At 69.2% G+C, this 26,415-nt stretch carries 24 protein-coding genes, 1 tRNA gene and 1 pseudogene; 16 read left to right on the forward strand and 10 right to left on the reverse strand.

Annotated elements, in window-relative coordinates; translation table 11 throughout:
* Positions 1–212 precede the first annotated feature (212 nt).
* A complete protein-coding gene (locus AC07FA_RS11125) occupies positions 213–752 on the forward strand; it encodes an Lrp/AsnC family transcriptional regulator (protein WP_479074696.1) in 540 nt (179 codons plus the stop codon).
* Here the strand turns inward: AC07FA_RS11125 and AC07FA_RS11130 are convergent.
* Positions 742–1,335 (reverse strand): TetR/AcrR family transcriptional regulator, encoded by a 594-nt coding sequence (locus AC07FA_RS11130; protein ID WP_479074697.1) that lies wholly within the window; start codon positions 1,333–1,335, stop codon positions 742–744. The two genes, AC07FA_RS11125 and AC07FA_RS11130, sit on opposite strands and share 11 nt — an antisense overlap.
* Positions 1,336–1,458: 123 nt before the next feature.
* On the opposite strand from AC07FA_RS11130, the gene paaN reads away from it, so the two are divergent.
* Positions 1,459–3,159: a phenylacetic acid degradation protein PaaN gene (paaN, locus tag AC07FA_RS11135; protein WP_479074698.1), complete on the forward strand. Its 1,701-nt coding sequence runs from the start codon at positions 1,459–1,461 to the stop codon at positions 3,157–3,159.
* Between the two features lie 109 nt (positions 3,160–3,268).
* On the opposite strand, the gene AC07FA_RS11140 is transcribed toward paaN, so the two are convergent.
* Genes AC07FA_RS11140 through AC07FA_RS11150 form a run of 3 tightly spaced genes read right to left on the reverse strand, consistent with a single transcriptional unit; the run spans position 3,269 to position 6,236 of the window.
* Complete coding sequence (locus AC07FA_RS11140; protein ID WP_479074699.1) at positions 3,269–3,982, reverse strand: TrmH family RNA methyltransferase; 714 nt, start codon at positions 3,980–3,982, stop codon at positions 3,269–3,271.
* Positions 3,979–5,262, reverse strand: coding sequence for an HTTM domain-containing protein (locus AC07FA_RS11145; protein WP_479074700.1), 1,284 nt, complete (start codon positions 5,260–5,262; stop codon positions 3,979–3,981). The genes AC07FA_RS11140 and AC07FA_RS11145 overlap by 4 nt, the downstream gene beginning before the upstream one ends.
* A complete protein-coding gene (locus AC07FA_RS11150) occupies positions 5,259–6,236 on the reverse strand; it encodes a DUF5819 family protein (protein ID WP_479075171.1) in 978 nt (325 codons plus the stop codon). The genes AC07FA_RS11145 and AC07FA_RS11150 overlap by 4 nt, the downstream gene beginning before the upstream one ends.
* Before the next feature lie 115 nt (positions 6,237–6,351).
* On the opposite strand from AC07FA_RS11150, the gene paaA reads away from it, so the two are divergent.
* The 6 genes from paaA to AC07FA_RS11180 all read left to right on the forward strand — a co-directional run bounded on the left by paaA (position 6,352) and on the right by AC07FA_RS11180 (position 11,262).
* Positions 6,352–7,395: a 1,2-phenylacetyl-CoA epoxidase subunit PaaA gene (gene paaA / locus AC07FA_RS11155; protein WP_479074701.1), complete on the forward strand. Its 1,044-nt coding sequence runs from the start codon at positions 6,352–6,354 to the stop codon at positions 7,393–7,395.
* Complete coding sequence (paaB, locus tag AC07FA_RS11160; protein ID WP_069171673.1) at positions 7,392–7,682, forward strand: 1,2-phenylacetyl-CoA epoxidase subunit PaaB; 291 nt, start codon at positions 7,392–7,394, stop codon at positions 7,680–7,682. Before paaA ends, paaB begins: the two co-directional genes overlap by 4 nt.
* A complete protein-coding gene (gene paaC, locus AC07FA_RS11165) occupies positions 7,679–8,380 on the forward strand; it encodes a 1,2-phenylacetyl-CoA epoxidase subunit PaaC (RefSeq protein ID WP_479074703.1) in 702 nt (233 codons plus the stop codon). Before paaB ends, paaC begins: the two co-directional genes overlap by 4 nt.
* A complete protein-coding gene (gene paaD, locus AC07FA_RS11170) occupies positions 8,374–8,871 on the forward strand; it encodes a 1,2-phenylacetyl-CoA epoxidase subunit PaaD (RefSeq protein ID WP_479074705.1) in 498 nt (165 codons plus the stop codon). The genes paaC and paaD overlap by 7 nt, the downstream gene beginning before the upstream one ends.
* Positions 8,872–9,924, forward strand: a complete 1,053-nt coding sequence (locus AC07FA_RS11175; RefSeq protein ID WP_479074706.1) for a 2Fe-2S iron-sulfur cluster-binding protein — start codon at positions 8,872–8,874, stop codon at positions 9,922–9,924.
* Positions 9,925–10,053: 129 nt separating this feature from the next.
* Positions 10,054–11,262, forward strand: a complete 1,209-nt coding sequence (locus tag AC07FA_RS11180; RefSeq protein WP_479074708.1) for an acyl-CoA dehydrogenase family protein — start codon at positions 10,054–10,056, stop codon at positions 11,260–11,262.
* Between the two features lie 3 nt (positions 11,263–11,265).
* Here AC07FA_RS11180 and AC07FA_RS11185 read toward each other — a convergent pair whose 3' ends face one another.
* The 4 genes from AC07FA_RS11185 to AC07FA_RS11200 all read right to left on the reverse strand — a co-directional run bounded on the left by AC07FA_RS11185 (position 11,266) and on the right by AC07FA_RS11200 (position 15,431).
* Positions 11,266–11,610, reverse strand: a complete 345-nt coding sequence (locus AC07FA_RS11185) for a rhodanese-like domain-containing protein (RefSeq protein ID WP_383789600.1) — start codon at positions 11,608–11,610, stop codon at positions 11,266–11,268.
* Between the two features lie 47 nt (positions 11,611–11,657).
* Positions 11,658–12,647, reverse strand: a complete 990-nt coding sequence (locus tag AC07FA_RS11190; protein WP_479074710.1) for a J domain-containing protein — start codon at positions 12,645–12,647, stop codon at positions 11,658–11,660.
* A gap of 58 nt (positions 12,648–12,705) precedes the next feature.
* Entirely contained in the window at positions 12,706–14,166 is a 1,461-nt protein-coding gene (locus tag AC07FA_RS11195) for a DUF2252 domain-containing protein (protein ID WP_479074711.1), read from the reverse strand.
* A gap of 167 nt (positions 14,167–14,333) precedes the next feature.
* A complete protein-coding gene (locus AC07FA_RS11200) occupies positions 14,334–15,431 on the reverse strand; it encodes a hypothetical protein (protein WP_479074712.1) in 1,098 nt (365 codons plus the stop codon).
* Positions 15,432–15,529: 98 nt separating this feature from the next.
* Here AC07FA_RS11200 and AC07FA_RS11205 point away from each other — a divergent pair, with 98 nt between their 5' ends.
* Complete coding sequence (locus AC07FA_RS11205) at positions 15,530–15,979, forward strand: MarR family winged helix-turn-helix transcriptional regulator (RefSeq protein WP_479074714.1); 450 nt, start codon at positions 15,530–15,532, stop codon at positions 15,977–15,979.
* A gap of 170 nt (positions 15,980–16,149) precedes the next feature.
* Here AC07FA_RS11205 and AC07FA_RS11210 read toward each other — a convergent pair.
* Positions 16,150–16,232: transfer RNA gene (locus tag AC07FA_RS11210), tRNA-Leu, on the reverse strand.
* Between the two features lie 315 nt (positions 16,233–16,547).
* Here AC07FA_RS11210 and AC07FA_RS11215 point away from each other — a divergent pair.
* The 7 genes from AC07FA_RS11215 to AC07FA_RS11245 all read left to right on the forward strand — a co-directional run bounded on the left by AC07FA_RS11215 (position 16,548) and on the right by AC07FA_RS11245 (position 25,341).
* Positions 16,548–17,432, forward strand: a complete 885-nt coding sequence (locus AC07FA_RS11215) for an FhaA domain-containing protein (protein ID WP_479074716.1) — start codon at positions 16,548–16,550, stop codon at positions 17,430–17,432.
* A gap of 10 nt (positions 17,433–17,442) precedes the next feature.
* Positions 17,443–17,961, forward strand: a complete 519-nt coding sequence (locus tag AC07FA_RS11220; RefSeq protein WP_479074718.1) for an FHA domain-containing protein FhaB/FipA — start codon at positions 17,443–17,445, stop codon at positions 17,959–17,961.
* A 129-nt stretch (positions 17,962–18,090) separates the two neighbouring features.
* Positions 18,091–19,602: a PP2C family protein-serine/threonine phosphatase gene (locus AC07FA_RS11225; RefSeq protein WP_479074720.1), complete on the forward strand. Its 1,512-nt coding sequence runs from the start codon at positions 18,091–18,093 to the stop codon at positions 19,600–19,602.
* 21 nt (positions 19,603–19,623) lie between these two features.
* Complete coding sequence (locus AC07FA_RS11230; RefSeq protein ID WP_479074721.1) at positions 19,624–21,042, forward strand: FtsW/RodA/SpoVE family cell cycle protein; 1,419 nt, start codon at positions 19,624–19,626, stop codon at positions 21,040–21,042.
* Complete coding sequence (locus tag AC07FA_RS11235; RefSeq protein WP_479074723.1) at positions 21,039–22,493, forward strand: peptidoglycan D,D-transpeptidase FtsI family protein; 1,455 nt, start codon at positions 21,039–21,041, stop codon at positions 22,491–22,493. Before AC07FA_RS11230 ends, AC07FA_RS11235 begins: the two co-directional genes overlap by 4 nt.
* A 165-nt stretch (positions 22,494–22,658) precedes the next feature.
* Positions 22,659–24,647, forward strand: a complete 1,989-nt coding sequence (gene pknB, locus AC07FA_RS11240; RefSeq protein WP_479074724.1) for a Stk1 family PASTA domain-containing Ser/Thr kinase — start codon at positions 22,659–22,661, stop codon at positions 24,645–24,647.
* 337 nt (positions 24,648–24,984) lie between these two features.
* The gene (locus AC07FA_RS11245; protein ID WP_479074726.1) at positions 24,985–25,341 is read left to right on the forward strand and encodes a hypothetical protein; all 357 of its coding nucleotides are present in this window, start codon (positions 24,985–24,987) and stop codon (positions 25,339–25,341) included.
* On the opposite strand, the pseudogene AC07FA_RS11250 reads toward AC07FA_RS11245, so the two are convergent.
* A pseudogene (locus AC07FA_RS11250) lies at positions 25,331–26,137 on the reverse strand (IS5 family transposase). The gene AC07FA_RS11245 and the pseudogene AC07FA_RS11250 overlap by 11 nt on opposite strands.
* Between the last annotated feature and the right edge of the window lie 278 nt (positions 26,138–26,415).

Genomic DNA, 26,415 nt, shown 5'->3' on the forward strand with positions numbered 1-26,415 from the left:
GGAAAGCACCTCCTGGCATCGAGGTATATCGAGGGGTATCGAAATATGTCGAAATGTCGAGGGGTAGAACGAGACACGGATGTGGTGTGCCTCACCTACCGATTGTTCGGTCGCGGCGGCATTTTGGCTACAGGCACCGCCAGCCTGTGGACAAACGGTTCTCCACAGCCTGGGATAGAGGCAGGTCGTCCACCACAGGGAGGCACGGGGAGATGGCGTCTGAACAAATGGCCGAGAGGGGCGAGGAACCCGGGCCCCTGCCGCCCGCCAGGCCGCTCGACGCCATCGACCGCGACATCCTCCGCATCCTGCGTTCGGACGGCCGCGCCTCGATACGGTCGGTCGCCGACCGCGTCCACGTCTCGCGTGCCAACGCGTACGCCCGGATCAACCGGCTCGTGGAGGACGGCGTGATCCGCGGGTTCAGCGCGCGGGTGGACCACGAGCGGGCAGGGCAGGGCGCCTCCGCGTACATCACGCTCAAGATCGTGCAGAACTCCTGGCGCACGGTGCGCGAGCAGTTGCAGGCACTCCCGGGGGCCACCCATATCGCGCTGGTCAGCGGCGATTTCGACGTACTGCTCCTGGTGCACACCCCGGACAACCGCGCGCTGCGCGAACTGGTCCTCACCAGGATTCAGGCCATACCCGAGGTGCTCTCCACCCGCACCCTGCTGGTGTTCGAGGAGACCGACCTGGGCCCCGGCCCGGAGCGTCCCACCGAGCTCACCCAGGACGTGGTCAGCGGATGACCCGCATCCCCTCGAAGGCCAGCTGCACCACCGTGTCCGCCAGCTGGTCCGCCTCCGCGGAGCCGCCGGGCTGCGGCCGGTACCACTCGACCAGGGAGTTCACCATCCCGAAGAGCAGCCGTGTGGCCAGGCGTATGTCGACATCGGCACGCAGATCCCCGTCCGCCACCGCCGCCTTGAGCAGCTCCGAGACCCGCTGGTCGAACTCGCGCCGCCGCTCCAGCGCCCAGCGCTCGGTCTTCGTGTTGCCCCGCACGCGCAGCAGCAGCGTGACGTAGGGCAGCTCGGTCATCAGCACCTCGACCGTGCGGCGCGTGACGTATTCGACCCGCTCGATCGTGCGCCCCCGCGTCGCGCCGGCCTCGTCGAGAATCGCGAAGAGCCCGTCGAGCGCCCGGCTGACGGCCCGCCTCAGCAGCTCTTCCTTGCCACTCACATGGTGGTAGATGGACGACTTGGAGATGCCGGCCGCCTTGGAGAGGTGCTCCATCGAGGTGCCGTCGTAGCCGCGCTCGTTGAAGACACGAACGGCCACGGTGAGGAGCGTCTCAGGCGTGTACGTGTCCCGCTTGGCCGTAGTCATGCCCGCGATCCTCCCCCATGAGTTGTCCACAGGTTTCTCGGGGGCCCTTGCCCCGACCGATCGTTCGGTTACTCTAACTCCGTCCGCCCGTCCCTGCCCAGCTCGATGAGGAGTTGGTCCGTCATGGCCGCCGAGCTCTCCCCCCAGCAGCTGTCCGAGACCCATCGACCGACGCTCGACCAGGCCCTCGACGCCATTCGTACGCGCGCCTACTGGTCCCCGCACCCCGAGCACCCGAAGGCGTACGGCGAGGGCGGCGCACCCGGCAGCCTGGGGCCGGCCGAGGGCAAGGCCGCGTTCGACGCCGTGCTGAACACCCGGCTCGACCTCGGCCAGCCCGGCACCGACGGATGGACGGGCGGCGAGACCTCGCCGTACGGCCCGGCGCTCGGCGTCGAGTACCCCCACGCCGACCTGGACGTCCTGCTGCCCGCCATGAGCGCGGGCATGGGCGCCTGGCGCGAGGCGGGTCCGGAGACCAGGGCCCTGGTCTGCCTGGAGATCCTGTCCCGGATCAGCGCCCGCACCCATGAGCTGGCCCTCGCTGTGATGCACACCAGCGGGCAGGCGTTCATGATGGCGTTCCAGGCGGGCGGGCCGCACGCCCAGGACCGCGGTCTGGAAGCGGTGGCGTACGCGTACGCGGAGCAGGTCCGCACCCCGCAGACCGCCGACTGGTCCAAGCCCCAGGGCAAGCGGGACCCACTTCAGCTGAGCAAGTCGTTCACCGCCGTGGGCCGCGGCATCTCGCTGCTGATCGGCTGCAACACCTTCCCCACGTGGAACAGCTATCCCGGCATCTTCGCCTCCCTCGCCACCGGCAATCCGGTCCTGGTCAAGCCGCACCCGCGCGCGGTGCTTCCGCTCGCGCTCACGGTGCAGCTGGCACGCGAGGTCCTCACCGAGGCAGGCTTCGACCCGAATCTGATCGCTCTGGCCGCCGAACGGCCGGGTGAGGGCATCGCCAAGACCCTGGCGCTGCGCCCCGAGATCAAGATCATCGACTACACCGGCTCCACCGCCTTCGGTGACTGGCTGGAGGCCAACGCGCGCCAGGCGCAGGTCTACACGGAGAAGGCGGGGGTCAACACCGTCGTCATCGACTCCACCGACGACTACCGCGGCATGCTCGCCAACCTGGCGTTCTCCCTCTCGCTCTACAGCGGCCAGATGTGCACCACCCCGCAGAATCTGCTGATCCCCCGCGACGGCATCACGACGGACGCGGGCGACAAGTCGTACGAGGACGTGGTCACGGACATCGCCGCCTCCGTCACCGGCCTCCTGGGCGACGACGCCCGGGCCGGCGCCCTGCTCGGCGCCCTGGTCAACCCGGACGTGAAGGCCAGGGTGGACGGCGCCGCGGAGCTGGGCGACGTGGCCCTGCCCTCCCGGACGGTGGCCAACGCCGAGTTCCCCGACGCGGTGGTGCGTACGCCGGTCATCGTCAAGCTCGACGGCACCAAGCCGGACGACGGCGCGGCCTATCTGTCGGAGTGCTTCGGCCCGGTCTCGTTCGCGGTAGCGGTCGACTCGACGGCGGACGCGCTGGCGCTGCTGAGGCGCACGGTCCGCGAAAAGGGAGCGATGACGGTCGGCGCGTACACCACCTCGCCGGAGGTCGAGCGCGAGATGGAGAACGTCTGCTTCGAGGAGTCGGCCCAGCTCTCGCTGAACCTGACCGGCGGGGTGTACGTCAACCAGACGGCCGCGTTCTCCGACTTCCACGGCTCAGGCGGCAACCCTGCGGCGAACGCGGCGCTGTGTGACGGCGCGTTCGTCTCGAACCGCTTCCGAGTGGTCGAGGTCCGCCGCCAGGCATGAACGGCGTAAGGGAGGCCGCCGACACCGGCGGCCTCCCTTCCCACACTCCCAGCCCCGCCCAGCCCCATCCGGGCCCGCCCCAGGCGCCCACCACCCACCGCAACGCAGCTCAGCCCCCCAGGCCCCCAGGCTCCGGAACATCCGCATACCGCTGCACCCACGCATGCATCGCGATCGCCGCCGCAGCCCCCGCGTTGATGGACCGCGTCGACCCGAACTGCGCGATCGAGCACACCATCGTCACGTGCCGGCGCGCCTCCTCCGTGAGCCCCGGCCCTTCCTGCCCGAAGAGCAGCACACAGCGTCGCGGCAGCTCGGTCCGCTCCAGCGGAACCGCGCCGGGAAGGTTGTCGATCCCGATGATCGGCAGCCCCTCGGCCGCCGCCCAGGCCGTCAGGTCGGCCGTGTCGGGGTGATGGCGCACATGCTGGTAGCGGTCGGTGACCATCGCCCCCCGACGGTTCCACCGCCGCCGCCCCACGATGTGGATCTCCTTCGCGAGGAAGGCGTTGGCGGTACGCACCACGGACCCGATATTGAAGTCGTGGCCCCAGTTCTCCACCGCCACATGGAAATCGTGCCGCCGCAGATCGAGATCGGCGACGATCGCCTCCCGCGTCCAGTACCGGTACGCGTCGGCGACATTGCGCCGGTCCCCGTGGGCCAGCAGCTCGGGGTCGTACCGCTCGTCCTCGGGCCACGGCAGCGGATGCGGCCCGACGCCGATCTCCGTCCCGTACCCGTCGTCGTACTGGACCGGTTCCGCCGCCGGGTCGGAGGCCACATCCGAAGGGGGTTCTGTACTGCCGTTCTCGCTGCTCACCCGACGAGCGTATGGCCCCCGCCGCCACTGTGCCGCGGGGCCTCCCCCTCGTCCGTCCCGGCCCGCTCCCGGCCGGGCTCCGGGCTCTCGCGCACACGGCGCGAGAAGAGCCGCTCCCGCGTGAGCGTGGCCCTGCCGCCCAGCCACACCAGGAAGGCCGTCGGCAGGAACACCGCGTCCGCGGCGATCATCGCCATCGAGAAGAAGGGCAGGCCGAGCAGCAGCGCGATCCCCGCGTGCTCGCCGATCATGGCCACCAGCAGCACGTTCTTGACGCGCCGGTTGAAGAGCGTGAACGGGAAGGCGACCTGCACGATGACCGTGGCGTACGTCAGCACCATCACCATCAGCGCGCTGGACGCGAGGATGTCCGAGAGCGCGGGCCACGGGGTGAAGTAGTCCAGCTTGAGGGGGTAGTAGAGCGCTGTGCCGTCCTGCCAGCGCGAGCCCTGGATCTTGTACCAGCCCGCTGTCGCGTAGATGAGACAGACCTCGGCCATGATCACGACGAGCGTGCCGTTGTGGGCGAGGTTGGCCAGGACGTCGAGCAGTGCGCGCGGCTCCCCGCCGGGCGCGAAGCGGTTCGCGGCCCACCAGGCACCGTTGCCCACCCACAGCACCCACAGCAGGGTCGGCAGCCACCAGGTGCCGCCGAGGCCGCCCATGAGCGTGGCCACCAGCAGGACGGGGCCGAGCACGGCCCAGAGAACCGGACCCGCCACATCCCGCACAGGGCCGAACCCGTCCGCCGCCCGCGCCGCGTTGCGCGCCGCACGCCGGGCGTCCAGCGACCAGACCTGTGCGCAACGGGTCAGCACGAGGTAGATCGACATCAGGTGGATGACGTTGTCGCCTCCGTCGCCCATGAAGATGCTGCGGTTCTGCAGGGACAGCACGCCGACCATGAAGAGGACGGACATGGTCCGGCTGCGCCAGCCGACCATCAGAAGCGCGGCCGACACCAGCGCGAGCGCGTACACGCACTCGAACCACACGGTGCCGTCCGACCACATGAGCACCGTGAAAGCGCCGTTGCTCTCTATGAGCTGCTCCGCCATGCCCCAGTGCCACGGGCCGTCGGGGCCGTACATCTCCTGGCGGTGCGGGAACTCACGCAGCAGGAACAGCAGATACGTGGCGGAGAAGCCGATGCGGATGACAGCGCTCTGGTAGGGGCCGAGGGCTGCCGACGTGACGCGCTGGATGCCGCGGGCGAGCTGGCCGGCCTGTGGGGCGCCGGGCTCGCGGCCGACGTTCCGCACATCGGTGGGAGTGCTCACTTGTCCGTCTCCTCGCCCTGCGACGCCCGCGCCGCCGCGTCGTTCTCGGGAAGATCGGCGGAGGTGATGTTCCACCAGGGGAGCACCCGGTAGGTGGGCCGGGTGCTGATCTTTTCCTCGCTCCACGCCGGTGCCGGAACGGAACGTACGGCGGAACGGACCTGAATGCGCGCGACCGTGCCGCCGTAGTCGTGCTCGCCGAGGCGCAGCATCACGATGCGGCGGATGTAGCGCTCGGAGAGTTCTCCACGCAGGCCGTTGGGACGGTTCTCGCTGTCGTGGGAGTTCAGGTAGAAGTCCCAGCCGCGACGGAGCTCGTTCTGATCGACGTGGCTCGGGAGCAGGTGGCCGCGTATCGCCTCGCCGTCCTCGCCGGACAGGCTCATCCAGGGGGTGACGCGGGAGCCGTCGGCACCTGCCACCTCGGCTCGCACGTGTACGGCGATGTTCTGCTGAAGCGGATTGGGAGCGAACAGCTTCCAGTTCTGCTCGAACTCCGGGTAGACCCAGTCGTCCATCGCCTCGCCGTGCTGCTTCGTCAGCGTGTTGGACGGCGCGACGTGCAGAAACACCATGGCCAGGTGTACGGCGCCGAGCGCCCCGACGACAGCCAGCACCAGGGCGACGACGATCTGGTACGGGAGCGAGAGCGCGGCCATCCCGCCTCCAGGGACCGCGGCAGCTCCGGGGACGACCTCCCCCACGCCGTCCATCCCGGCATCCGGCGAGACGTCGGCACCAGCATCAGCGTCGGCGTCGGCGTCGGCGTCGGCGTCGGCTGAAGCATCAGGTGGCACGTCCTGCCGGGGGACCCGGCCGGCCCGCTCAGTGCCCGCCCGACCGGTGATCTGGTCTCCGGCCTGGCCCGTCGCGGTGGCCGTGCCCTCGCCGCGCCCGTCCGCCCGGTGGCTCACCGCCTCCGGCCAGGCGGCCTTCCGCTCGCTCTCGGCGCCCCCGCCGTGGTCCGCATCCATCCCGCCCCGATCGCCGTCGATCACCCATCAGTTATCCACAGGGTTGACACCCTACGGGCCGCCGACTCACCATTGAAGTCAATGAACCGAACGATCGGTCGGTAGGGAGCCCGGAATGGCGGCAGTGACTGCGGACCAGCAGAAGCACAGTGCGGCAGGCGCGGACGCGGCGCGGGACGCGGCACAGGAGGCGGCCCGCTCCGCGGCGTTCGACGCCGCTGTGGCGGCCGACGACCGGATCGAGCCGCGCGACTGGATGCCGGAGGCGTACCGGGCCTCGCTGGTCCGCCAGATGGCCCAGCACGCGCACTCGGAAATCATCGGCATGCAGCCCGAGGCCAACTGGATCACCCGCGCGCCCTCGCTGCGCCGCAAGGCGATCCTCATGGCGAAGGTCCAGGACGAGGCAGGGCACGGGCTGTATCTCTACAGCGCCGCCGAGACCCTGGGCACGAGCCGCGAGGAGCTGCTCGACAAGCTCCACGCAGGCCGCCAGCGGTATTCGTCGATCTTCAATTATCCGACCCTGACCTGGGCGGACGTCGGCGCGATCGGCTGGCTGGTGGACGGCGCCGCGATCACCAACCAGGTGCCGCTGTGCCGCTGCTCCTACGGCCCCTACGCCCGCGCGATGGTCCGGATCTGCAAGGAGGAGTCCTTCCACCAGCGACAGGGGTACGAGCTGCTGCTCGCCCTCAGCCGCGGGACCCCGGCCCAGCACGAGATGGCCCAGGACGCGGTGAACCGCTGGTGGTGGCCGTCCCTGATGATGTTCGGCCCACCGGACGACGCCTCGGCACACTCCGAGCAGTCGATGGCCTGGAAGATCAAGCGGCACTCCAACGACGAGCTGCGCCGACGCTTCGTGGACATCTGTGTCCCCCAGGCCGAGGCGCTCGGACTCACCCTCCCCGACCCGGACATCCGGTGGAACGAGGAGCTGGGCCGACACGACTTCGGGGACATCGACTGGACGGAGTTCCAGGAGGTCCTCAAGGGCAACGGCCCCTGCAACGAGCAGCGCCTCACCCAGCGGCGCACCGCTCACGAAGAGGGTGCCTGGGTCCGCGACGCAGCAGCGGCATACGCCGCGAAACACACCACAGGACGGCCCGGATCCTCCGGAACGACCGCACAGCCCGGGGAGGCGACGGCATGAGCAGCTCGACCGACTGGCCGCTGTGGGAGGTGTTCGTGCGCTCACGGCGCGGACTGTCCCACACCCACGCGGGCAGCCTGCACGCCCCGGACGCCGAAATGGCCCTGCGCAACGCACGCGACCTGTACACCCGCCGTTCCGAGGGCGTCTCGCTCTGGGTGGTGCCGTCGACGGCGATCACGGCCTCCTCACCGGACGAGAAGGACTCGTTCTTCGAACCGGCCGGCGACAAGCCCTACCGGCACCCCACGTTCTACGAGATCCCGGAAGGGGTGAAGCACCTGTGACCGCGGCCCTCGCCCTCGGCGACGACGCGCTGGTGCTCTCGCACCGGCTGGGAGAGTGGGCGGGCCATGCTCCCGTGCTGGAAGAGGAAGTGGCACTCGCCAACATCGCCCTGGACCTGCTGGGGCAGGCCCGCGTGCTGCTCTCGCTCGTCGGCGACGAGGACGAGCTCGCCTATCTCCGCGAGGAGCGGGCCTTCCGCAACGTCCAGCTGGTCGAGCAGCCGAACGGCGACTTCGCCCACACCATCGCCCGGCAGCTCTACTTCTCCGTCTATCAGCACCTGCTGTACGCGCGGCTGGCGGCCGGGGGCGGTGAGTTCGCGGACCTCGCGGCGAAGGCGGTCAAGGAGGTCGCCTACCACCGCGACCATGCCGAGCAGTGGACCCTGCGCCTCGGCGACGGGACGGCGGAGAGCCACGAGCGCATGCGGAGCGGACTCGACGTCCTGTGGCGCTTCACCGGAGAGCTCTTCCAGCCCGTCGAGGGCATCGACATCGACTGGCAGGCGCTCCAGGCCGAATGGCTCGCCGCCGTCACGGACGTGGTGGAGCGGGCCACCCTCACCGTGCCGGCAGGACCGCGGTCGGGGGCGTGGCAGGCCGGGGCCGGACGGCAGGGACTGCACACCGAACCCTTCGGCAGGATGATCGCCGAGATGCAGCACCTGCACCGCAGCCACCCGGGGGCGTCATGGTGACCGGGACCCGGCTGGAAGAGGAGCTGCACAGGCTCGCGGGCGCCGTGCCCGACCCCGAGCTTCCCGTACTGACCCTTCAGGAGCTCGGCGTGCTCCGCGGTGTCCGGGTGGACGGCCCGGACAGCGTCACGGTGCGGCTCACCCCGACGTACACGGGCTGCCCGGCGATCGAGACCATGTCCGCCGACATCGAGCGGGTCCTGCACGACCACGGAGTGAAGGACGTCTCGGTGGTCACCGTCCTCGCCCCCGCCTGGTCGACGGACGACATCAGCGACGAGGGGCGGCGCAAGCTCTCGGAGTTCGGCATCGCGCCCCCGCGCCCCCAGGGCGCCGCGGGCGGGCCAGTGCCCCTGACGCTGGCGGTGCGCTGCCCGCACTGCGGATCGACCGATACCGAGCTGCTGAGCCGGTTCTCCTCCACCGCGTGCAAGGCGCTGCGCCGCTGCGTGGCCTGCCGCGAGCCGTTCGACCACTTCAAGGAGTTGTAGATGTTCCATCCGCTCCGGGTCAGCGCGATCGAACGGATCACGGACGATGCGGTGGCCGTCACCTTCGCTGTGCCGCCCGAACTGCGCGAGACCTTTCGCCACACCCCGGGCCAGCACCTCAACGTGCGCTACACCCTCGACGGCCAGGAGGTCCGCCGGTCGTACTCGATCTGCGCGCCCGCCGTCGAGGCGCCGGCCGACCCGGTGCTGCGGGTGGGCATCCGCATGGTCGACGGGGGTGCGTTCTCCACGTACGCCCTCAAGGAACTGGCCGTCGGTGACCAGGTGGAGGCGATGCCCCCGATGGGCCGCTTCGTGCTCCGGCCGAGGCCGGGCTTCTTCGCCGCGGTCGTCGGCGGCAGCGGCATCACGCCGGTGCTGTCGATCGCGTCGACGCTGCTGGCGCGCGAACCCCTGGCCCGGTTCTGCCTGATCCGCAGCGACCGGACCGCGGCCTCGACGATGTTCCTCGACGAGGTGGCGGATCTGAAGGACCGCTACCCGGGCCGCTTCCAGCTGGTCACCGCCCTCTCCAGGGAGGAGCAGGCCGCAGGGCTTCCGTCAGGCCGGCTGGACCGGGAGCGGCTCATCGGCCTGCTGCCGGCCCTGCTGACCGTGACGGACGTGGACGGCTGGTTCCTCTGTGGGCCGCTGGGCCTGGTGCAGGGTGCGGACAAGGCGCTGCGGGAGCTGGGCGTCGACCGTACCCGTATCCATCAGGAGATCTTCCACGTCGAGGACACTCCGGCCACCGCCGCTCGGATCGACGCCCCCACGGACAGCACCCTCACCGCGACCCTGCACGGCCGCTCGGGAAGCTGGCCCGTGCAGAACGCGGAATCGCTGCTGGAGACGGTACTGCGCAGCCGTTCGGACGCCCCGTACGCGTGCAAGGGCGGGGTGTGCGGCACGTGCCGGGCGTTCCTCGTCTCGGGTGAGGTGCGGATGGACCGCAATTTCGCGCTGGAGCCGGAGGAGACCGATGCCGGTTTCGTCCTGGCCTGCCAGTCGCACCCGCTCACCCCGGAGGTGGAGCTCGACTTCGACCGCTGACCGTCCCGGTGCGTGAGCACCGCCCTGTTCCCTTCTCCTAGAACCTGTTCTATCTTGACGAGCCGTCAGGTCCGGCTGCGGGCCGGCCGAGCGGTTCAGGGACACTACGGTTCGCGGGAGGCCGGAACAGTGGACTTCACCTTCACCGAGGAACAGCGGGCAGCCGTCGAGGCGGCGAAGTCGGTCTTCGCCGGGGTGGCGCCCGACGGTGTCCCCAGCCCCGCCCTGACCCCGGGAGCGGTGGCCGAGGACATGGACAGGCCGCTCTGGGCCGGGCTCGCCCACACCGATCTGCTGAGCCTCACGCTGGCACCGGAACACGGCGGGGCAGGGCTCGACCTGGTCGCGCTCTGCCTGGTGCTGCGTGAGTCGGCCAGGGTGCTGGCCCGCGTGCCCTTGCTGGAGGGCTGCGCGGTCGCCATGACCGTTCAGCGATACGGCGGCGCCGCACTGGCGGCCGAGCTGTTGCCGACGTTCGGACGCGGCGGGCTGGTGCTCACCGTCGGCGCCAACGGCCGCACGGGCCACGACCCGGCCGAGCTCGCCGTCGCGGCCCGCCGCGCCCCCGCGAGCGTCACGGATACCGCGGCCGGGACGGGTGCCGGCCCCACGGCCGGGGCCGGAACAGAGTCCGCGGCCGGGACCGGATGGGTGCTCGACGGGGTGCAGTCGGCGGTGCCGTGGGCTCAGAGCGCGGACTGGATCGCGGTGCCCGCCCACACGGGTGAGGGACGAGCCGTCCTCGCCCTGGTCCGCCGTACGCACGACGGCGTCACGCTCGCCGAGCAGGTGTCCACCAGCGGCGAGCGTCTCGCCGAGGTACGGCTCGACGCGGTCCGCATCCACGACCACGAACTGATCGAGGCCGAGGGCGCCTGGGAATGGCTCCGCGGCCTCCTCACGACCGGGACCTGCGCCCTGGCACTCGGCCTCGGCGAGAGCGTGCTCGCCATGACGAGCGCGTACACGGGCAAGCGGGAACAGTTCGGCTTTCCCGTGGCCACGTTCCAGGCCGTCGCCGTGCAGGCCGCCGACCGGTACATCGATCTGCGGGCCATGGAAGTCACCCTCTGGCAGGCGGCCTGGCGGCTCTCCACCGGGGCCGACGGAGCCCTGCCCGCCGCGGGAGACATCGCCGTGGCGAAGATCTGGGCCTCGGAGGGCGTCCGCCGCGTCGTACAGACGGCACAGCATCTGCACGGCGGCATCGGCGCCGACACCGACTACCCCCTGCACCGCTTCCACGCCTGGGCGAAGCAGATCGAGCTCTCCCTGGGGCCGGCGGCAGCCCACGAGGAGGCACTGGGCGACCTGCTGGCCGCCCACCCCCTCGGCTGATCCCTAGAGGACGAAGGCCGGGCTCGTGCCGTCCGCGACCATCGGCCGCCCGGCACCGTCCCAGGCCTGCATGCCACCGTCGATGTTCACCGCGTCGATGCCCTGCTGGACCAGGTACTGCGTCACCTGGGCCGACCGGCCGCCGACCCGGCACATCACGTGCACACGCCGTCCGTCCTCCGCCGCCTCGGTCAGCTCACCGAAGCGGCCCACGAAGTCACTCATGGGGATGTGCAGCGCACCCTCGACGTGTCCGGCAGCCCACTCGTCGTCCTCCCGGACGTCCAGCACGAAGCCGTCCGACGGGACCGCCGCGGCATCCACCGAGGGCAACGGGGCGAAATTCATGGGTCATGCCTTCTCTCGTAACGTACGCGGCAGGGGCACCCGGAACGCTACTGCACCAGGTCCGCCAGCTCGGCCTCACGCTGAGAAACCTCAGCCAGCAACTTCTCGCCGATGTCCTCCAGCAACCGGTCCGGATCGTCCGGCGCCATGCGCAGCATCGACCCGATGGCGCTCTGCTCCAGCTCCTGGGCCAGCACCGTCAGCAGTTCCTTGCGCCGGCTGAGCCACTCCAGCCGCGCGTACAGCTCTTCGCTCTCGCTGAATTGCGCCTCGGGTGCGACCGGCCCCGCCTCCCATTCCTGGGCCAGCTCCCTCAGCAGCGCCTCGTCCCCACGCCCGTAGGCGGCGTTCACCCGGGCGATGAACTCGTCGCGGCGCTCCCGCTCCTTCTCGTCCGGCGCCAGATCCGGGTGCGCCTTGCGTGCCAGCTCGCGGTAGAGCTTGCGGGCCTCCTCCCCGGGCCTGACCCGCTTGGGCGGCCGGACGGGCTGCTCGGTGAGCATCGCCGCCGCCTCGGGGGACAGGCCGTCGGAATCCATCCAGTCGTGGAACAGCTCCTCGACGCCCGGCATCGGCATGACGATCGCCCGGGCCTCCTGGGCCTTGCGTACGTCCTCCGGATCTCCGGTCCGGGACGCACGGGCTTCCGCGATCAGCGCGTCCAGCTCGTCGAGCCGGGCGTACATCGGGCCGAGCTTCTGGTGGTGCAGCCGGGAGAAGTTGTCGACCTCGACGCGGAAGGTCTCCACCGCGATCTCGAACTCGATCAACGCCTGCTCGGCCACCCGCACCGCCCTGGCGAGCCGCTCCTCCGGACGAGGCGCCGCCCCCTCGTCGGAAGCCGCACCGCCCCCGTCCGAAGCCGCACCGCTCTCGGCGGAGGCCGCACCACCCCCGGCCGGGGCAGCACCGTCCGCGCCATCGGTCCGGCCGCCCTGCGGCTCGCCGTGGGCAGCGGGCGGTCCGTCCTGCCGGTCGTTGTCCTGCCGGTCATCGTCGTTCCGGGTGGTCGGCACCCCGGCGGCTTCGTGGGTCACCCGTCCAGCGTATGGCCAGGACCGGCACCCAGAGGACGTCCGGTCGCCGCGATCTCCGTCAGACGCCGAGCTCGGCGGCTATTCGCCCCGCGGCGACGGCCCGCACCAGCTCGGCGTGATCCGCTTCCGTCCGGTCGGCGTACGTCACGGCGAAGGAAGCCATCGCCTCGTCCAGCTCGGTGTTCTTGCCGCAGTAGCCCGCCAGCAGACGAGGGTCCGCGCTGTGGGCGTGGGCCCGCGCCAGCAGCGCGCCGGTCATCCGGCCGTAGTCGTCGACCTGGTCGGCCGCGAGCGCCGCCGGGTCCACGCTTCCCTTGCGGTTCCGGAACTGACGGACCTGGAAGGGCCTCCCGTCGACCTCGGCCCAGCCGAGCAGTATGTCGCTGACGACCTGCATCCGCTTCTGCCCGAGCACCACCCGACGCCCCTCGTGCGCGGTCTCGGCCACATCGAAACCGACCTGCGGCAGATAGGGCGCCAGCGCGGAGGGCCGCGCCTCCTTCACCTGAAGGACCAACGGCTCGCCCCGGTGGTCCAGCAACAGCACCACATAGGACCGCGTCCCGACGCTCCCCGTGCCGACGACCCGGAACGCCACGTCGTGAATGGCGTACCGGGCCAGCAGCGGCACCCGGTCCTCGGAGATCGTGCCGAGATAGCCGCCGAGCCCCGCGGCGACCGCGGCCGCCTCCTCGTCCGGCACCCGGCGCAGCACCGGCGGAGCGTCGATGAAGCAGCGCCCTCCGTCTCCCGAGTCCTCCGTGGACCTGGCCGCGAAACGGGCACTGGTGTTGTTCCGCGCCTTCTCCGAGACCCGCTCCAGAGTCCCTACGAGGTCCCGCGCGTCCGTGTGCGAGACGAGCTCCTCGTCCGCGATCGCGTTCCACGCGTCGAGCGCCGGCAGTCCGGCCAGCAGCCGCATCGTCCGCCGGTACGCGCCCACGGTGTCGTACGCGCCCTTACGGCAGGTGTCCTCGTCGGCGCCGGCCTCGCGGCCCGCGAGCACCAGAGAGGTGGCAAGCCGCTTGAGGTCCCACTCCCACGGGCCGAAGGCCGTCTCGTCGAAGTCGTTCAGGTCGATGACGAGATTCCCTCGCGCATCGCCGTACAGACCGAAGTTGGCGGCGTGAGCGTCACCGCAGAGCTGCGCACCCACCCCGGTGACCGGCGTACCCGTGAGGTCGTGGGCCATCAGCCCCGCCGAGCCGCGCATGAAGGCGAACGGCGTGGCCGCCATCCGCCCCACCCTCATCGGCGTCAACCCGGGCACGCGGCCCCGGTTCGATTCCTCGACCGCCTGAACGGCGTCGGGCCGGCCGGGAGGAAGGACCAGCGAGCTGTGCGCGGACCGCGCCACCTTGGCTCTCAGCGCCTTGCCCGCCGCCTTCAGCGAACCGTTGGACCCCGCCGCCGACGACGAACCCAGTGCCGCGCGCCGCGCGAACCCCGGCACGACCGGAATGCGTGCGGCACCCGCCACAGTCCGCTGCTCCGGTGCAGCCGTATCGATCTCACCCATGGAACGCCGCCTCCCCCGCCTGTCGGCCGTCCGCCATCAATTCCCGATGACCGTACCGCCGTTCGCCGACAACCGTCCGGCCCTGTGGACAAGTCCCGGATTCACCCTGTGGACAGAGGTGAGCCGGGTCACGTCACCGCCGGTCAGCAGGGCGGCGCCCCCTCCGGTCAGACACCGACGGCCTCCTCCATCTCCTCCTCGGCAGCGACATCGGCACCGGCCCCGGCCTGCGCCCGGTCCGACCGCTCAGACCGCTCCACGTGACCCGCCCCGTCCGCCCGGGCCGACCGCGCCTCGCCCCACCCAGCCATCGCCATGAGGGCCAGCCCCGCCACGAACCACAGGATGAGAACCAGCAGATGGCCGCCCAGCCCATGGCCACCGAAGTACACATGGCTGCGCACGCCCTCGACGAAGCCCGCGCCGTTCCAGAACGAGTGAAGCGCGCCGAAGAACCCGGGCTGCACCTCGGGCCGGAAGATGCCGCCGGAGCTGGTGAAGTTCAGCATGACGAACAGCACCATCAGGCTGAGCGTCGTCCAGCGCTTGAGGAAGGTGTGCAGCCCGACACCGATCAGCAGGATGCCCGCCGAGTAGAGCCAGGCCATCGCCCAGAGCCCACCGAGCCCGTGGTCCACGAGGCCGAAGACCGGCCCGGCGAGCGCCATGCCGACCAGGCTCACCACGAGTGAGGCACCGACCGCCAGCGCGGCCCTGATCCACAACGCCAGTGCCGCGCCCGCGCCGCCGATCACCGCGACCGACGCGTACGAGCCGATGCTCAGCACGACCAGCAGGAAGAAAATGCCCTGCCCCGTCGCGTCCCCGTCCGCCGACGGCGCCACGTCCGTCACCGTGAGCGGCGCTCCCTGCTCGGCCGCCACCTTGGTGAAGACCTTCTCCACCACCGTGGCGCTGGTGTCCGACGAAGCGCTGGCCACGAGGAGCTCCGGGCTCTTCCCCGGCACGTACGCCCCGTAACTCGCCTGCGTACTGAGGTGGTCCACAGCGGTTCCGCGATCGGCCACCGTACGCACGCTCAGTGCGCCGTCTCCCTTGTCCTGCAGTGTCTGTGCGAGCACCTGGGCGCTCGGTCCCGAGCCGACCACGTCCACTCTCATGTCGTGCGGGGCGGGGGCGTGGAAGGCCCCCAGATAGGCGAAGCCCATGCCCACGCACATCAGCAGCGGGGTAATGAGGTGGCTCAGGACATGTCGCAACGCGGCGGCCGAGGAGCCGGAGGCATGGTTCGGGCCTGCGGACATCGAGAACAGCTCCAATGGTTGGCTTTTACAACTCCAAGTTCCGTTGTACTATACAACTGAAATTCGCAGAAGCGGATCGGTCCGAAAAAGGTGGATCAGTGACAGGCACGCCCGAGGAACGCGAAGAGTCACTGGACGTCATTCAGCGCGAGCTGACCGCCTTCGCGCGCCGCGCCCGATCGGCGGCCGCGCGGCTGCACCCCGAACTGCCTCTGGTCTCGTACACGCTGCTGGCCCATATCGACGAACAGCACGGATGCCGCGCCGCCGATCTCGCCGCGCACTACATGCTCGACAAGTCGACCGTCAGCAGGCAGATCGGAGCCCTGGAAAAAATGGGGCTGGTCGAGCGGCACTCGGACCCCGCCGATCACCGCATCCAGGTGTTGCATCCCACCGAGGCCGGAACCCAGGCCCTCGCATCGACGAAGGCCAGCCGCCGGGCCGCCTACCGGCAGCGCCTCGGTGACTGGACGGCGGAAGACCTCTCCCGGTTCGCGGAGTACCTGCTGCGCTACAACTCCGCCGGCGACACAGCGGCCCAGTAACCCCGCAACCTCCGCCCGCCGCGCCCGCCCGCCCGCCTCAAAGCGGGCGCCAGCGGGCGTTTCACGTGAAACAAGCCGCAGCCGCAACAACGACGAAACGGCCGCCATCGTGACTACGATGACGACCGTTTCTGCGTTACTACCAAGCACCAACCATCGGTACTTCGTTGTGCGCGAGGGGGGATTTGAACCCCCACGTCCCTAAGGACACTGGCACCTGAAGCCAGCGCGTCTGCCGTTCCGCCACTCGCGCATGAGTGATGTTTTGAGACTCTCTCACCGTTTGGTGTGAGCGCCTGGCGACATCCGGAAGATTAGCACGATGGACTGGGTGGATTCACATCCGTTGTTTTGGCGAACACATGAGGGGAAGCGGGAACGCGGAGCCCCGCCCCCCACTCCTCCTGAGCGCACCCCGCGTGCGGGACACTGTGAGGAGGCCACCTCTACGATCCGTGTGAGGGGTGACACTCATCCACTGGGCAGACAAGGGGAACCAGCCGATTTCCCGACGCGTGGATACGATCAGTAAGCAGTACAGGGACGACGACACCGGAGGAGGTGCCCCATGGGAGTCATGAAGCGTTTCGAGCAGCGTCTCGAAGGTCTGGTCAATGGCACCTTCGCCAAGGTCTTCAAGTCCGAGGTCCAGCCGGTCGAGATCGCGGGCGCCCTCCAGCGCGAGTGCGACAACAACGCCACGATCTGGAACCGCGAGCGGACCGTCGTCCCCAACGACTTCATCGTCGAACTGAGCGCACCCGACTACGAGCGGCTCAGCCCGTACTCGGGACAGCTCGGTGACGAGCTCTCGGGGCTCGTACGGGACTACGCCAAGCAGCAGCGCTACACCTTCATGGGCCCGATCAAGGTCCATCTGGAGAAGGCCGACGACCTCGACACCGGGCTCTACCGTGTCCGCAGCCGGACGCTCGCGTCGAGTTCGTCACAGCAGGGTCAGCCCGGACAGCACGACGGCCCTCCCCAGCACGTACAGCCGAACCGGCCCGGCCCCGGGCGGCCCGCCGCCCCGCAGGCGCCCGGTGGTTACGGCTACCCCCCGACCGCCGCACCTCCCATGCCGGCGGCCCCGCCGCCCGGCGCAGGACGGCCCGGCGGTCCCTCCAACGACCGGCGCCCACCCAGCACGTCCGGCCCGATGCCGGACGCACAGGTACGGCGCTGGATCGAGATCAATGGCACCCGCCATCAGATCTCCCGCCCGACGCTGGTGCTGGGACGCAGCACCGAAGCCGACGTGCGGATCGACGATCCCGGCGTCTCGCGCCGGCACTGTGAGATCCGGACCGGAACGCCCTCGACGATCCAGGATCTCGGGTCTACCAACGGCATCGTGGTAGACGGGCAGCACACCACCCGCGCTACGCTCCGCGACGGCTCGCGGATCGTCGTGGGCAGCACCACCATCGTTTACCGGCAAGCCGAAGGGTGAAGCGGGGGCAATGTCAGAGCTGACCCTGACGGTCATGCGGCTAGGTTTCCTGGCCGTTCTGTGGCTGTTCGTGATCGTGGCCGTCCAGGTCATCAGAAGCGACCTGTTCGGAACGCGCGTCACGCAGCGCGGCTCACGCCGCACTGCCACCGACACGCGCCCGCAGCAGGGGCGCCAACCATCCGCTGCTGCTCCACCGCAGCAACGCCAGCAGCCCGGGCGCCAGCGCCGCGGGGCACCCACCAAACTGGTCGTCTCCGAAGGCACCCTCACCGGTACTACGGTGGCGCTCCAGGGCCAGACCATCACCCTGGGCCGGGCACACGACTCAACGATCGTGCTGGACGACGACTACGCGTCCAGCAGGCATGCCAGGATCTACCCGGACCGTGACGGCCAGTGGATCGTCGAGGATCTCGGGTCCACCAATGGCACGTATCTCGACCGGACCCGACTCACCACCCCGACGCCCGTTCCGCTGGGCGCGCCGATCCGCATCGGCAAGACCGTCATCGAGCTGCGGAAGTAGTACGACAATGAGCGAGCGGAGCGAGCGAGCCGCGGCGGTCCTTATGACGGACCCGGCCCGGCTCCCGACCGGAGGGTGGGCAGTGTGGCTCGAGACCGGCTGTACCCCGAACCGACGGGCGAGGTGCGCATGAGCTTGTCCCTGCGCTTCGCCGCCGGATCGCACAAGGGCATGATCCGGGAAGGCAACGAGGACTCCGGCTACGCCGGCCCCCGCCTTCTCGCCATCGCCGACGGCATGGGCGGTCAGGCGGCCGGAGAGGTCGCCAGCTCAGAGGTGATCTCCACGCTCGTCCAGCTCGACGACGACGTGCCGGGCTCCGACATCCTGACCTCGCTCGGCACAGCGGTCCAGCGGGCCAATGACCAGCTGCGTCTGATGGTCGAGGAGGACCCCCAGCTGGAGGGCATGGGCACCACGCTCACCGCCCTGCTCTGGACCGGTCAGCGCCTCGGCCTCGTCCACGTCGGCGACTCCCGCGCCTATCTCCTGCGCGACGGTGTGCTGACGCAGATCACCCAGGACCACACCTGGGTGCAGCGTCTCGTCGACGAGGGCCGGATCACCGAGGAAGAGGCCACCACCCACCCGCAGCGCTCCCTGCTGATGCGGGCGCTGGGCAGCGGCGACCACGTCGAACCCGACCTCTCCATCCGTGAGGTCCGGGCCGGCGACCGCTATCTGATCTGTTCCGACGGGCTTTCCGGCGTCGTCTCCCACCAGACGATGGAAGAGACCCTGGCCAGCTACCAGGGCCCCCAGGAGACCATCCAGGACCTCATCCAGCTGGCTCTGCGCGGTGGCGGCCCCGACAACATCACCTGCATCGTGGCCGACGTCCTGGACGTCGACAGCAACGACACCCTGGCCGTTCAGCTCAACGACACCCCGGTCATCGTCGGAGCGGTCGCCGAGAACCAGGCCGCCCAGCACAACGACGGCGGGGCCATGCAGACCCCGGCGGGACGCGCGGCCGGACTCGGCCGCCCCGTCCCGCCGCCCGCCGGCGGCTTCGGCCCGCCCGGCAGCGGCGACGACAACGGTTACGGCGGACCGGCGGACGGCGCCTTCGGCTCGTACACCGACGACGACTTCACCAAACCGCGTCGCGGCGGCCGTAAGTGGCTGAAGCGGTCTCTGTACACCGTCCTGGCGCTCGGCGTCATCGGCGGCGGTCTGTACGGCGGCTACCGCTGGACGCAGACGCAGTACTACGTGGGCGCGAAGGGCGAGAACGTCGCGCTCTACCGCGGCATCAGCCAGGACCTCGCCTGGGTGTCGCTCTCGAAGGTCTCCAAGGACCACCCCGAGATCGAACTCAAGTACCTCCCGCCCTACCAGCGCAAGCAGGTCGAGGCGACCATCGCCGAGGGCAGCCTCGCCGACGCCCGCAAGAAGGTGGGCGAACTCGCCGCGCAGGCCTCCGCCTGCAAGAAGGACGCCCAGCGCCGCGCAGCCGAGGCGGACGCCAGTGCCCGCACCGGCGAGGGCGAGGCCGGGGGCACCGCCGGTGCTCCCGCAGACAAGACTTCCGCCACGTCCTCCGCCACGGGGACGAAGCCGACCGCAGCGACTCCCACTCCCGGCCCCAGCCTCTCGGAGGAAGAGAAAAAGCTGGTCCCGCAGTGCGGTAAGCAGTAAGCCGTAGGGGGCCTCAGCACCATGAGCGTTGTCACCAACACGACCACCATCGGCGCGATCGACGCACCGAGCCGCCGCAACACCGAGCTGGCGCTGCTTGCCTTCGCCATCCTCATCTCGGTGTTCGCGTACGCCAACGTGGGCCTCGCCATCAACGGCGAGCTGCCGTCGGGCATGCTCGGATACGGGCTCGGGCTGATCCTGCTCGGGGGCGTCGCCCACCTTGTGGTGCGCAAGTTCGCGCCGTACGCCGACCCACTTTTTCTGCCGCTGGCCACCCTGCTCAATGGGCTCGGTCTCGTGCTGATCTGGCGCCTCGACCAGTCGCCGCGGCTGATCAGACTGGCCGAGCTGGCTTACGGGGCCTTCACCCCCTCCGCCCCACGGCAGTTGATGTACTCAGCAGTCGGGGTCGCCCTGTTCGTCGCCGTGCTGCTGGTGCTCAAGGACCACCGCATCCTGCAGCGCTACACGTACATCTCCATGGTGGCGGCGCTGATCCTGCTGATCCTGCCGATGTTCTTCCCCGGCAAGTTCGGCGCCAAGATCTGGATCACGATCGCCGGCTTCTCCATCCAGCCCGGTGAGTTCGCCAAGATCATCATCGCGATCTTCTTCGCCGGTTATCTCATGGTGAAGCGCGACGCCCTGGCGCTCGCCAGCCGCCGTTTCATGGGGCTGTACCTGCCCCGAGGCCGCGACCTCGGGCCCATCCTCGCGATCTGGGCCCTTTCGATCCTGATTCTCGTCTTCGAGACCGACCTCGGTACATCGCTGCTGTTCTTCGGCCTCTTCGTGATCATGCTGTACGTGGCGACGGAACGGACCAGCTGGATCGTCTTCGGTCTGTTGATGTCGGCGGCCGGCGCCGTCGGCGTCGCCACCTTCGAACCGCACGTCCAGTCCCGGGTCAACGCCTGGCAGGACCCGTTCGGCTGCTACTCGACCGACGTGAGCGGCGCCTGCGAACAGATCTCCAACGCCATCATGTCCTTCGGCTCCGGAGGCACCCTCGGGACCGGCTGGGGGCAGGGCCATTCCGACCTGATCGGCTTCGCCGCCAACGCCGACTTCGTCCTGGCCACCGTCGGTGAAGAGCTCGGCCTAGCCGGAATGATGGCAGTCCTCCTCGTCTACGGCCTGATCGTCGAGCGCGGTGTCCGTACGGCGCTCGCCGCCCGCGACCCCTTCGGCAAGCTGCTCGCGATCGGACTCTCCGGCGCCTTCGCCATCCAGGTCTTCGTCGTCGCCGGCGGCGTCATGGGACTCATCCCGCTGACCGGTATGACGATGCCGTTCCTCGCGGCCGGTGGTTCGTCCGTGATCGCCAACTGGGCCCTGATCGGCATCCTGATCCGTATCAGCGACACCGCACGCCGTCCCGCCCCGGCGCCCGCACCCTCCACCGACGCCGAAATGACCCAGGTGGTCCGGCCGTGAACAAGCCCCTGCGACGGATCGCGGTCTTCTGCGGGGTCCTGATCATGGCTCTGCTCGTACGGACCAACTACCTCCAGTACGTCCGCGCCGACGAGCTGAACTCACTCGACGAAAACCGTCGCGTACGTATCGACCGGTACGCCCACGAGCGCGGCGACATCATCGTCGACGGGAATCCCGTCACCGGCTCCGTCAAGACGACGAGCGGCGACTTCATGTACAAGCGTGACTGGAAGGACGGCCCCATGTGGGCGCCCGTCACCGGATACGCCTCGCAGGCCTTCGACGCCTCCCAGCTGGAGAAGATCGAGGACGGCATCCTCACGGGCAACGACGACCAGCTCTTCTTCGACCGGACCTTGTCGATGTTCACCGGTGAGAAGAAGCAGGGCGGCAACGTCGTCACGACGCTCAACGGCGCCGCCCAGAAGGCCGCCTTCGAAGGGCTCGGCAACAAGAAGGGTGCCGTCGCTGCGATCGACCCGCAGACGGGCGCCATCCTGGCCCTGGCCAGCACGCCCTCGTACGACCCCTCGTCCTTCGCCGGTAACTCCGACAAGGACACCGCGGCGTGGCAGAAGCTCCTCAAGGACAAAGACAAGCCCATGCTCAACCGGGCCCTGCGGGAGACCTACCCGCCCGGCTCGACGTTCAAGGTCGTCACCGCCGCCGCGGCGCTGGAGAACGGTCTCTACGACGACATCGACGCGAAGACCGACTCGCCGCTGCCCTGGACACTGCCGCAGACCAGCGTCCCGTTGAAGAACGAGGGCAGCATCCCGTGTAAGAACGCCTCTCTCCGGGAAGCGCTCCGCTGGTCCTGCAACACCGTCTTCGGCAAGATGAGCGACGATCTCGGCAACGAGAAGATGATCGAGCAGACCGAGAAGTTCGGCTTCAACAAGGAGATCTTCACTCCGGTCCGCGCCGACGCGAGCATCTACCCCAAGGACAACCGGCCGCAGAACGCGATGGCGGGCATCGGCCAGGCGTCCAACCGCACCACCCCGCTCCAGATGGCCATGGTCGCCTCCGCGATCGCCAACGACGGCAAGCTCATGCAGCCGTACATGGTCGCCGAGCGCCAGGCGCCCAACCTGGACGTCATCTACACCCACGAGAAGGAGCAGCTCGGTCAGCCGCTCTCGGGTGAGAACGCCCAGAAGGTCCAGAAGATGATGGAGACCGTGGTCAACAGCGGTACGGGAACCAACGCCCGGATCGACGGCGTCACAGTCGGAGGCAAGACCGGTACCGCCCAGCACGGTCTGAACAACAGCGAGAAGCCGTACGCCTGGTTCATCTCGTACGCCAAGACCGACAGTGGCTCCCCGGTGGCCGTGGCAGTGGTGGTCGAGGACGGCAACGCCAACCGGGACGACATCTCCGGTGGCGGTCTGGCCGCCCCGATCGCCAGGAACGTGATGAAGGCGGTCATCGACAGCAAGTGATGACCGCCACAGCGGCCGTCATACCAGCACATTGGGATACCGGTCAGATATCAGCTGCCGGGGGCGGGCCGATCACATAGGGCGTGCCCGGTAGCGTATGCGCGAACAGCGCACCGCCGGACCACACACGGGTGCGGTCGGGACTGACGGAGAGGGCTGGAACGTATGGAAGAGCCGCGTCGCCTCGGCGGCCGGTACGAGCTGGGCTCGGTGCTCGGCCGTGGTGGCATGGCCGAGGTCTACCTCGCGCACGACACCCGGCTCGGCCGCACCGTCGCCGTGAAGACGCTGCGGGCCGATCTGGCCCGCGACCCGTCCTTCCAGGCCCGGTTCCGCCGTGAGGCCCAGTCCGCCGCCTCTCTCAACCACCCCGCGATCGTCGCCGTCTACGACACCGGCGAGGACTACGTCGACGGGGTCTCGATCCCATACATCGTGATGGAGTACGTCGACGGGTCGACGCTCAGGGAGCTGCTGCACTCCGGTCGCAGGCTGCTGCCCGAGCGCACCCTCGAAATGACGGTGGGCATCCTCCAGGCGCTGGAGTACTCGCACCGCGCCCAGATCGTCCACCGTGACATCAAGCCGGCGAACGTCATGCTGACGCGCACCGGTCAGGTCAAGGTCATGGACTTCGGCATCGCCCGCGCCATGGGCGACTCCGGCATGACGATGACCCAGACCGCCGCCGTGATCGGCACCGCCCAGTACCTCTCCCCGGAGCAGGCCAAGGGCGAGCAGGTCGACGCACGCTCCGACCTGTACTCCACGGGCTGCCTGCTCTACGAGCTGCTCGCGGTCCGGCCGCCGTTCGTCGGGGACTCGCCCGTCGCGGTCGCCTACCAGCACGTGCGGGAAGAGCCTCAGCCGCCGAGCAACTTCGACCCCGAGATCACGCCCGAGATGGACGCGATCGTGTTGAAGGCCCTCACCAAGGACCCCGACTACCGCTACCAGTCCGCCGACGAGATGCGGGCCGACATCGAGGCGTGCCTCGACGGTCAGCCGGTCGCGGCAGCGGCGGCGATGGGTGCGGCCGGCTACGGCGGTTACGGCGGCTACAACCAGGACCAGCCGACGACCGCCCTGCGCCAGGCCGACCCGAACAGCGCGCAGACGTCCATGCTGCCGCCCGTCAGCCCGGACGACGGCTACGGATACGACGACCGCCCGGACCGGCGGCGCCAGAAGAAGAGCAACACCTCGACGATCCTCCTGGTCGTCGCGGGCATTCTGGTGCTGATCGGCGCCATCCTGATCGGCAAGTCCGTCTTCGGCTCCAGTGGCGGCGGCAGCGACCAGGTCAACGTGCCGAACCTGGTCGGTTCGACCGTGCCGGGAGCGGAGAAACTCGCGGAGAACGCCGGTGTCGTCCTCAAGGTCGGCGGCAAGGAACCCTGCGAGACCCAGGCGAAGGGCAAGATCTGCAGCCAGTCGCCCGAGAGCGGCAAGATGGCGGAGAACGAGACCGTCACGGTCATGGTCTCCAGCGGAGCGCCGAAGGTCGAGGTCCCGAGCGTCGTGGAGAAGACGGAGGACACCGCCCGCAAGGAGCTCGAGGAAAAGGGCTTCTCGGTGAACATCGAGTCGGTCGAGTCCGACCAGACGCCGGGCACGGTCGTCAAGCAGAACCCCGAAGGCGGCTCGAAGGCCGAGAAGGAGTCCGAGGTCACGATCACCGTGGCCACGGAGGCGACGGTCAACCTGCCCGACGTACGCACCCGTACGTACGCGGCGGCGGAGTCCCAGCTCCGGGGCATCGGGTTCACCAACATCTCGCGGACCGATGTCGACTCCGACCAGCCGGCGGACACGGTGGTGGAGCAGACCCCGACCGGGCCCAGCAAGCAGGCCAAGGACGTCCAGATCGTCCTGAAGGTCTCCAAGGGGCCCCCACAGCCCGAACAGGTCACCGTCCCGGGGGACATCCTCGGCAAGAAGTACCAGGACGTGAAGGGCCAGCTGGAGGGCCTCGGTCTGGTGGTCGCGCTCGCCCCCGGCGCTGTGGACAAGCCGAACGCCATCGTGGCCAACGCCAACCCGGGCCCCAACTCCCCGGTGGCGAAGGGCAGCACGGTCACCCTCTTCACCGTCGAGGGTGGCGGCGGGGACGACGACGGCGGCCTCTTCGGCGGCCTGGGCAACCGAGACTGACCCGCACCGCACAGCACGATCCCGTACGACCGAAGGGCCCCGTTCACCGACCTGGTGAGCGGGGCCTTGTTGTGCCCAACCGGTCTACCCACAGAGCCAGTGGGTCGCCATTCGACAAACGCTGCGCGAAATAGCCTCGCCCTGCGATTGGCACCAAGCCCGAATCCAGGGACCCTACGCCCGCACACGCGTCTGCACGGACACGACCTCACGCGAGTTGAGGCAACAAACGCCCACCTGCTTACCCTCTGCAGCCTGACCGAAGTTGTCCACCTCAGGAACCACGCATAAGACGTCGTTTCTTATGGCTGTCAGGGCGGTGTGAGAGCCTCCTGTCATGAGCTACGACCTGGCTGTTTGGGAAGGTGAGCGACCGGCGGACGGCAAGAGCGCCCGCCGGTCCTTCAGCGACCTGTACGACCGCTATCTGGACGGTGAGGTCAAGGAGCCTCCGTCCGAAGGCATCACGGCCTACGTCGCTGCGCTTCTTGACCGGTGGTGGGACATCACTGAGGACGAGGATGAGACCTCGCCGTGGTCGGTCGGGCCGCTGATCGACGGTGCAAGTGGTCCGCTGGTCTACTTCGGGTTGGCCTGGGGCAGGGCCGGGGAAGTGTCTTCCTATGCAGCAGATGTGGCGGAGTCCATGGGGCTGATCTGCTTCGACGTGCAGCAGGACCGGCTCAGGCGCTGAGCAGGGTCGTCAAACGGCGGTAGCCGATAAGGATTGCGGCTATGCCGACGAACGCGAGGAAGTGTTCGGCCTTGCGCTCGTAGCGGCGGTGCAGCCGCCGACAGCCCGCCAGCCAGGACACGGTTCTCTCGACCACCCAGCGGTGCCGGCCCAGCCGTTGCGAGGACTCGACGCCCTCGCGGGCGAGGCGGTAGCGGATGCCGCGCTGACGAAGCCATCGACTCAGGTGGTCGTAGTCGTAGCCTTTGTCGGCGTGCAGTTTCGCCGGCGGTCGGCGCCGGGGCCCGCGACGGGACCGGATGGGCGGGATGCCGCGCACGAGCGACTCCAGGCCCTGACTGTCGGGCATGTTCGCGCGGAGATGCCCAAGGACACGGCAGTCCGTTCCGGTCGCAGATCAGGTGGATCTTCGATCCGAGCTTGCCGCGATGGGTCGGATTCGGTCCGGTCAGAGGCCCCCTTTTGCAGCCCGCAGACTGACCGAGTCGATTGCGCACCGCGAGCAGTCCAGCTCACCCCGTACCCCGAGTTCGTCGAGAATTACGCGGTGGAGGCGGGCCCAGACGCGGTCCCGGCTCCACTGAGCGAACCGCCGGTAGACCGTGGGCCAGGCCGGGCCGAACACCGGCGGCAGCTGCCGCCATGTGCAGCCCGACGTCGCCACCAAGATGATCCCCGCCAGAGCCTCCCGGTCACCCGCCCGACATCGGCCACCACCCTGCGGACGTATCACCACCGTCGGAGGCACCACCCGCCTGAACAACGCCCACAAGTCGTCCGGCACCAACCGCTCCACGAGATCCGTCATGCACGGCTCAACGAACGATCACGCCATAAGAAACGACGCCTAAGAACCAACACGGGACCGCTATCGGAACGGCACGCATAGACGTGGTGGCCGAATTGCATCAACAATTATGGCTTTTTTTGTTTCACGTGAGAGCCGCTCAAAGGGGGCACGTGATGCCATAACGGTAAGTATGCATGATGGCCTAGATTTTTTACCTTCCGCATGAAACGATGATTCCGCCACTGACGGAGCAATCACATTCCTGTTCAGAATTCAGTTGCGAA

The organism is Streptomyces sp. NPDC045968 (assembly GCF_056430475.1).

Coding starts and splice junctions, on each gene's coding strand:
- AC07FA_RS11125 (WP_479074696.1), top strand. CDS start 213: ATGGCGTCTGAACAAATGGCCGAGAGGGGCGAGGAACCCGGGCCCCTG.
- AC07FA_RS11130 (WP_479074697.1), bottom strand. CDS start 1,335: ATGACTACGGCCAAGCGGGACACGTACACGCCTGAGACGCTCCTCACC.
- paaN (WP_479074698.1), top strand. CDS start 1,459: ATGGCCGCCGAGCTCTCCCCCCAGCAGCTGTCCGAGACCCATCGACCG.
- AC07FA_RS11150 (WP_479075171.1), bottom strand. CDS start 6,236: ATGGATGCGGACCACGGCGGGGGCGCCGAGAGCGAGCGGAAGGCCGCC.
- paaA (WP_479074701.1), top strand. CDS start 6,352: ATGGCGGCAGTGACTGCGGACCAGCAGAAGCACAGTGCGGCAGGCGCG.
- paaB (WP_069171673.1), top strand. CDS start 7,392: ATGAGCAGCTCGACCGACTGGCCGCTGTGGGAGGTGTTCGTGCGCTCA.
- paaD (WP_479074705.1), top strand. CDS start 8,374: ATGGTGACCGGGACCCGGCTGGAAGAGGAGCTGCACAGGCTCGCGGGC.
- AC07FA_RS11175 (WP_479074706.1), top strand. CDS start 8,872: ATGTTCCATCCGCTCCGGGTCAGCGCGATCGAACGGATCACGGACGAT.
- AC07FA_RS11185 (WP_383789600.1), bottom strand. CDS start 11,610: ATGAATTTCGCCCCGTTGCCCTCGGTGGATGCCGCGGCGGTCCCGTCG.
- AC07FA_RS11195 (WP_479074711.1), bottom strand. CDS start 14,166: ATGGGTGAGATCGATACGGCTGCACCGGAGCAGCGGACTGTGGCGGGT.
- AC07FA_RS11200 (WP_479074712.1), bottom strand. CDS start 15,431: ATGTCCGCAGGCCCGAACCATGCCTCCGGCTCCTCGGCCGCCGCGTTG.
- AC07FA_RS11215 (WP_479074716.1), top strand. CDS start 16,548: ATGGGAGTCATGAAGCGTTTCGAGCAGCGTCTCGAAGGTCTGGTCAAT.
- AC07FA_RS11220 (WP_479074718.1), top strand. CDS start 17,443: ATGTCAGAGCTGACCCTGACGGTCATGCGGCTAGGTTTCCTGGCCGTT.
- AC07FA_RS11225 (WP_479074720.1), top strand. CDS start 18,091: ATGAGCTTGTCCCTGCGCTTCGCCGCCGGATCGCACAAGGGCATGATC.
- AC07FA_RS11230 (WP_479074721.1), top strand. CDS start 19,624: ATGAGCGTTGTCACCAACACGACCACCATCGGCGCGATCGACGCACCG.
- pknB (WP_479074724.1), top strand. CDS start 22,659: ATGGAAGAGCCGCGTCGCCTCGGCGGCCGGTACGAGCTGGGCTCGGTG.
- AC07FA_RS11245 (WP_479074726.1), top strand. CDS start 24,985: ATGAGCTACGACCTGGCTGTTTGGGAAGGTGAGCGACCGGCGGACGGC.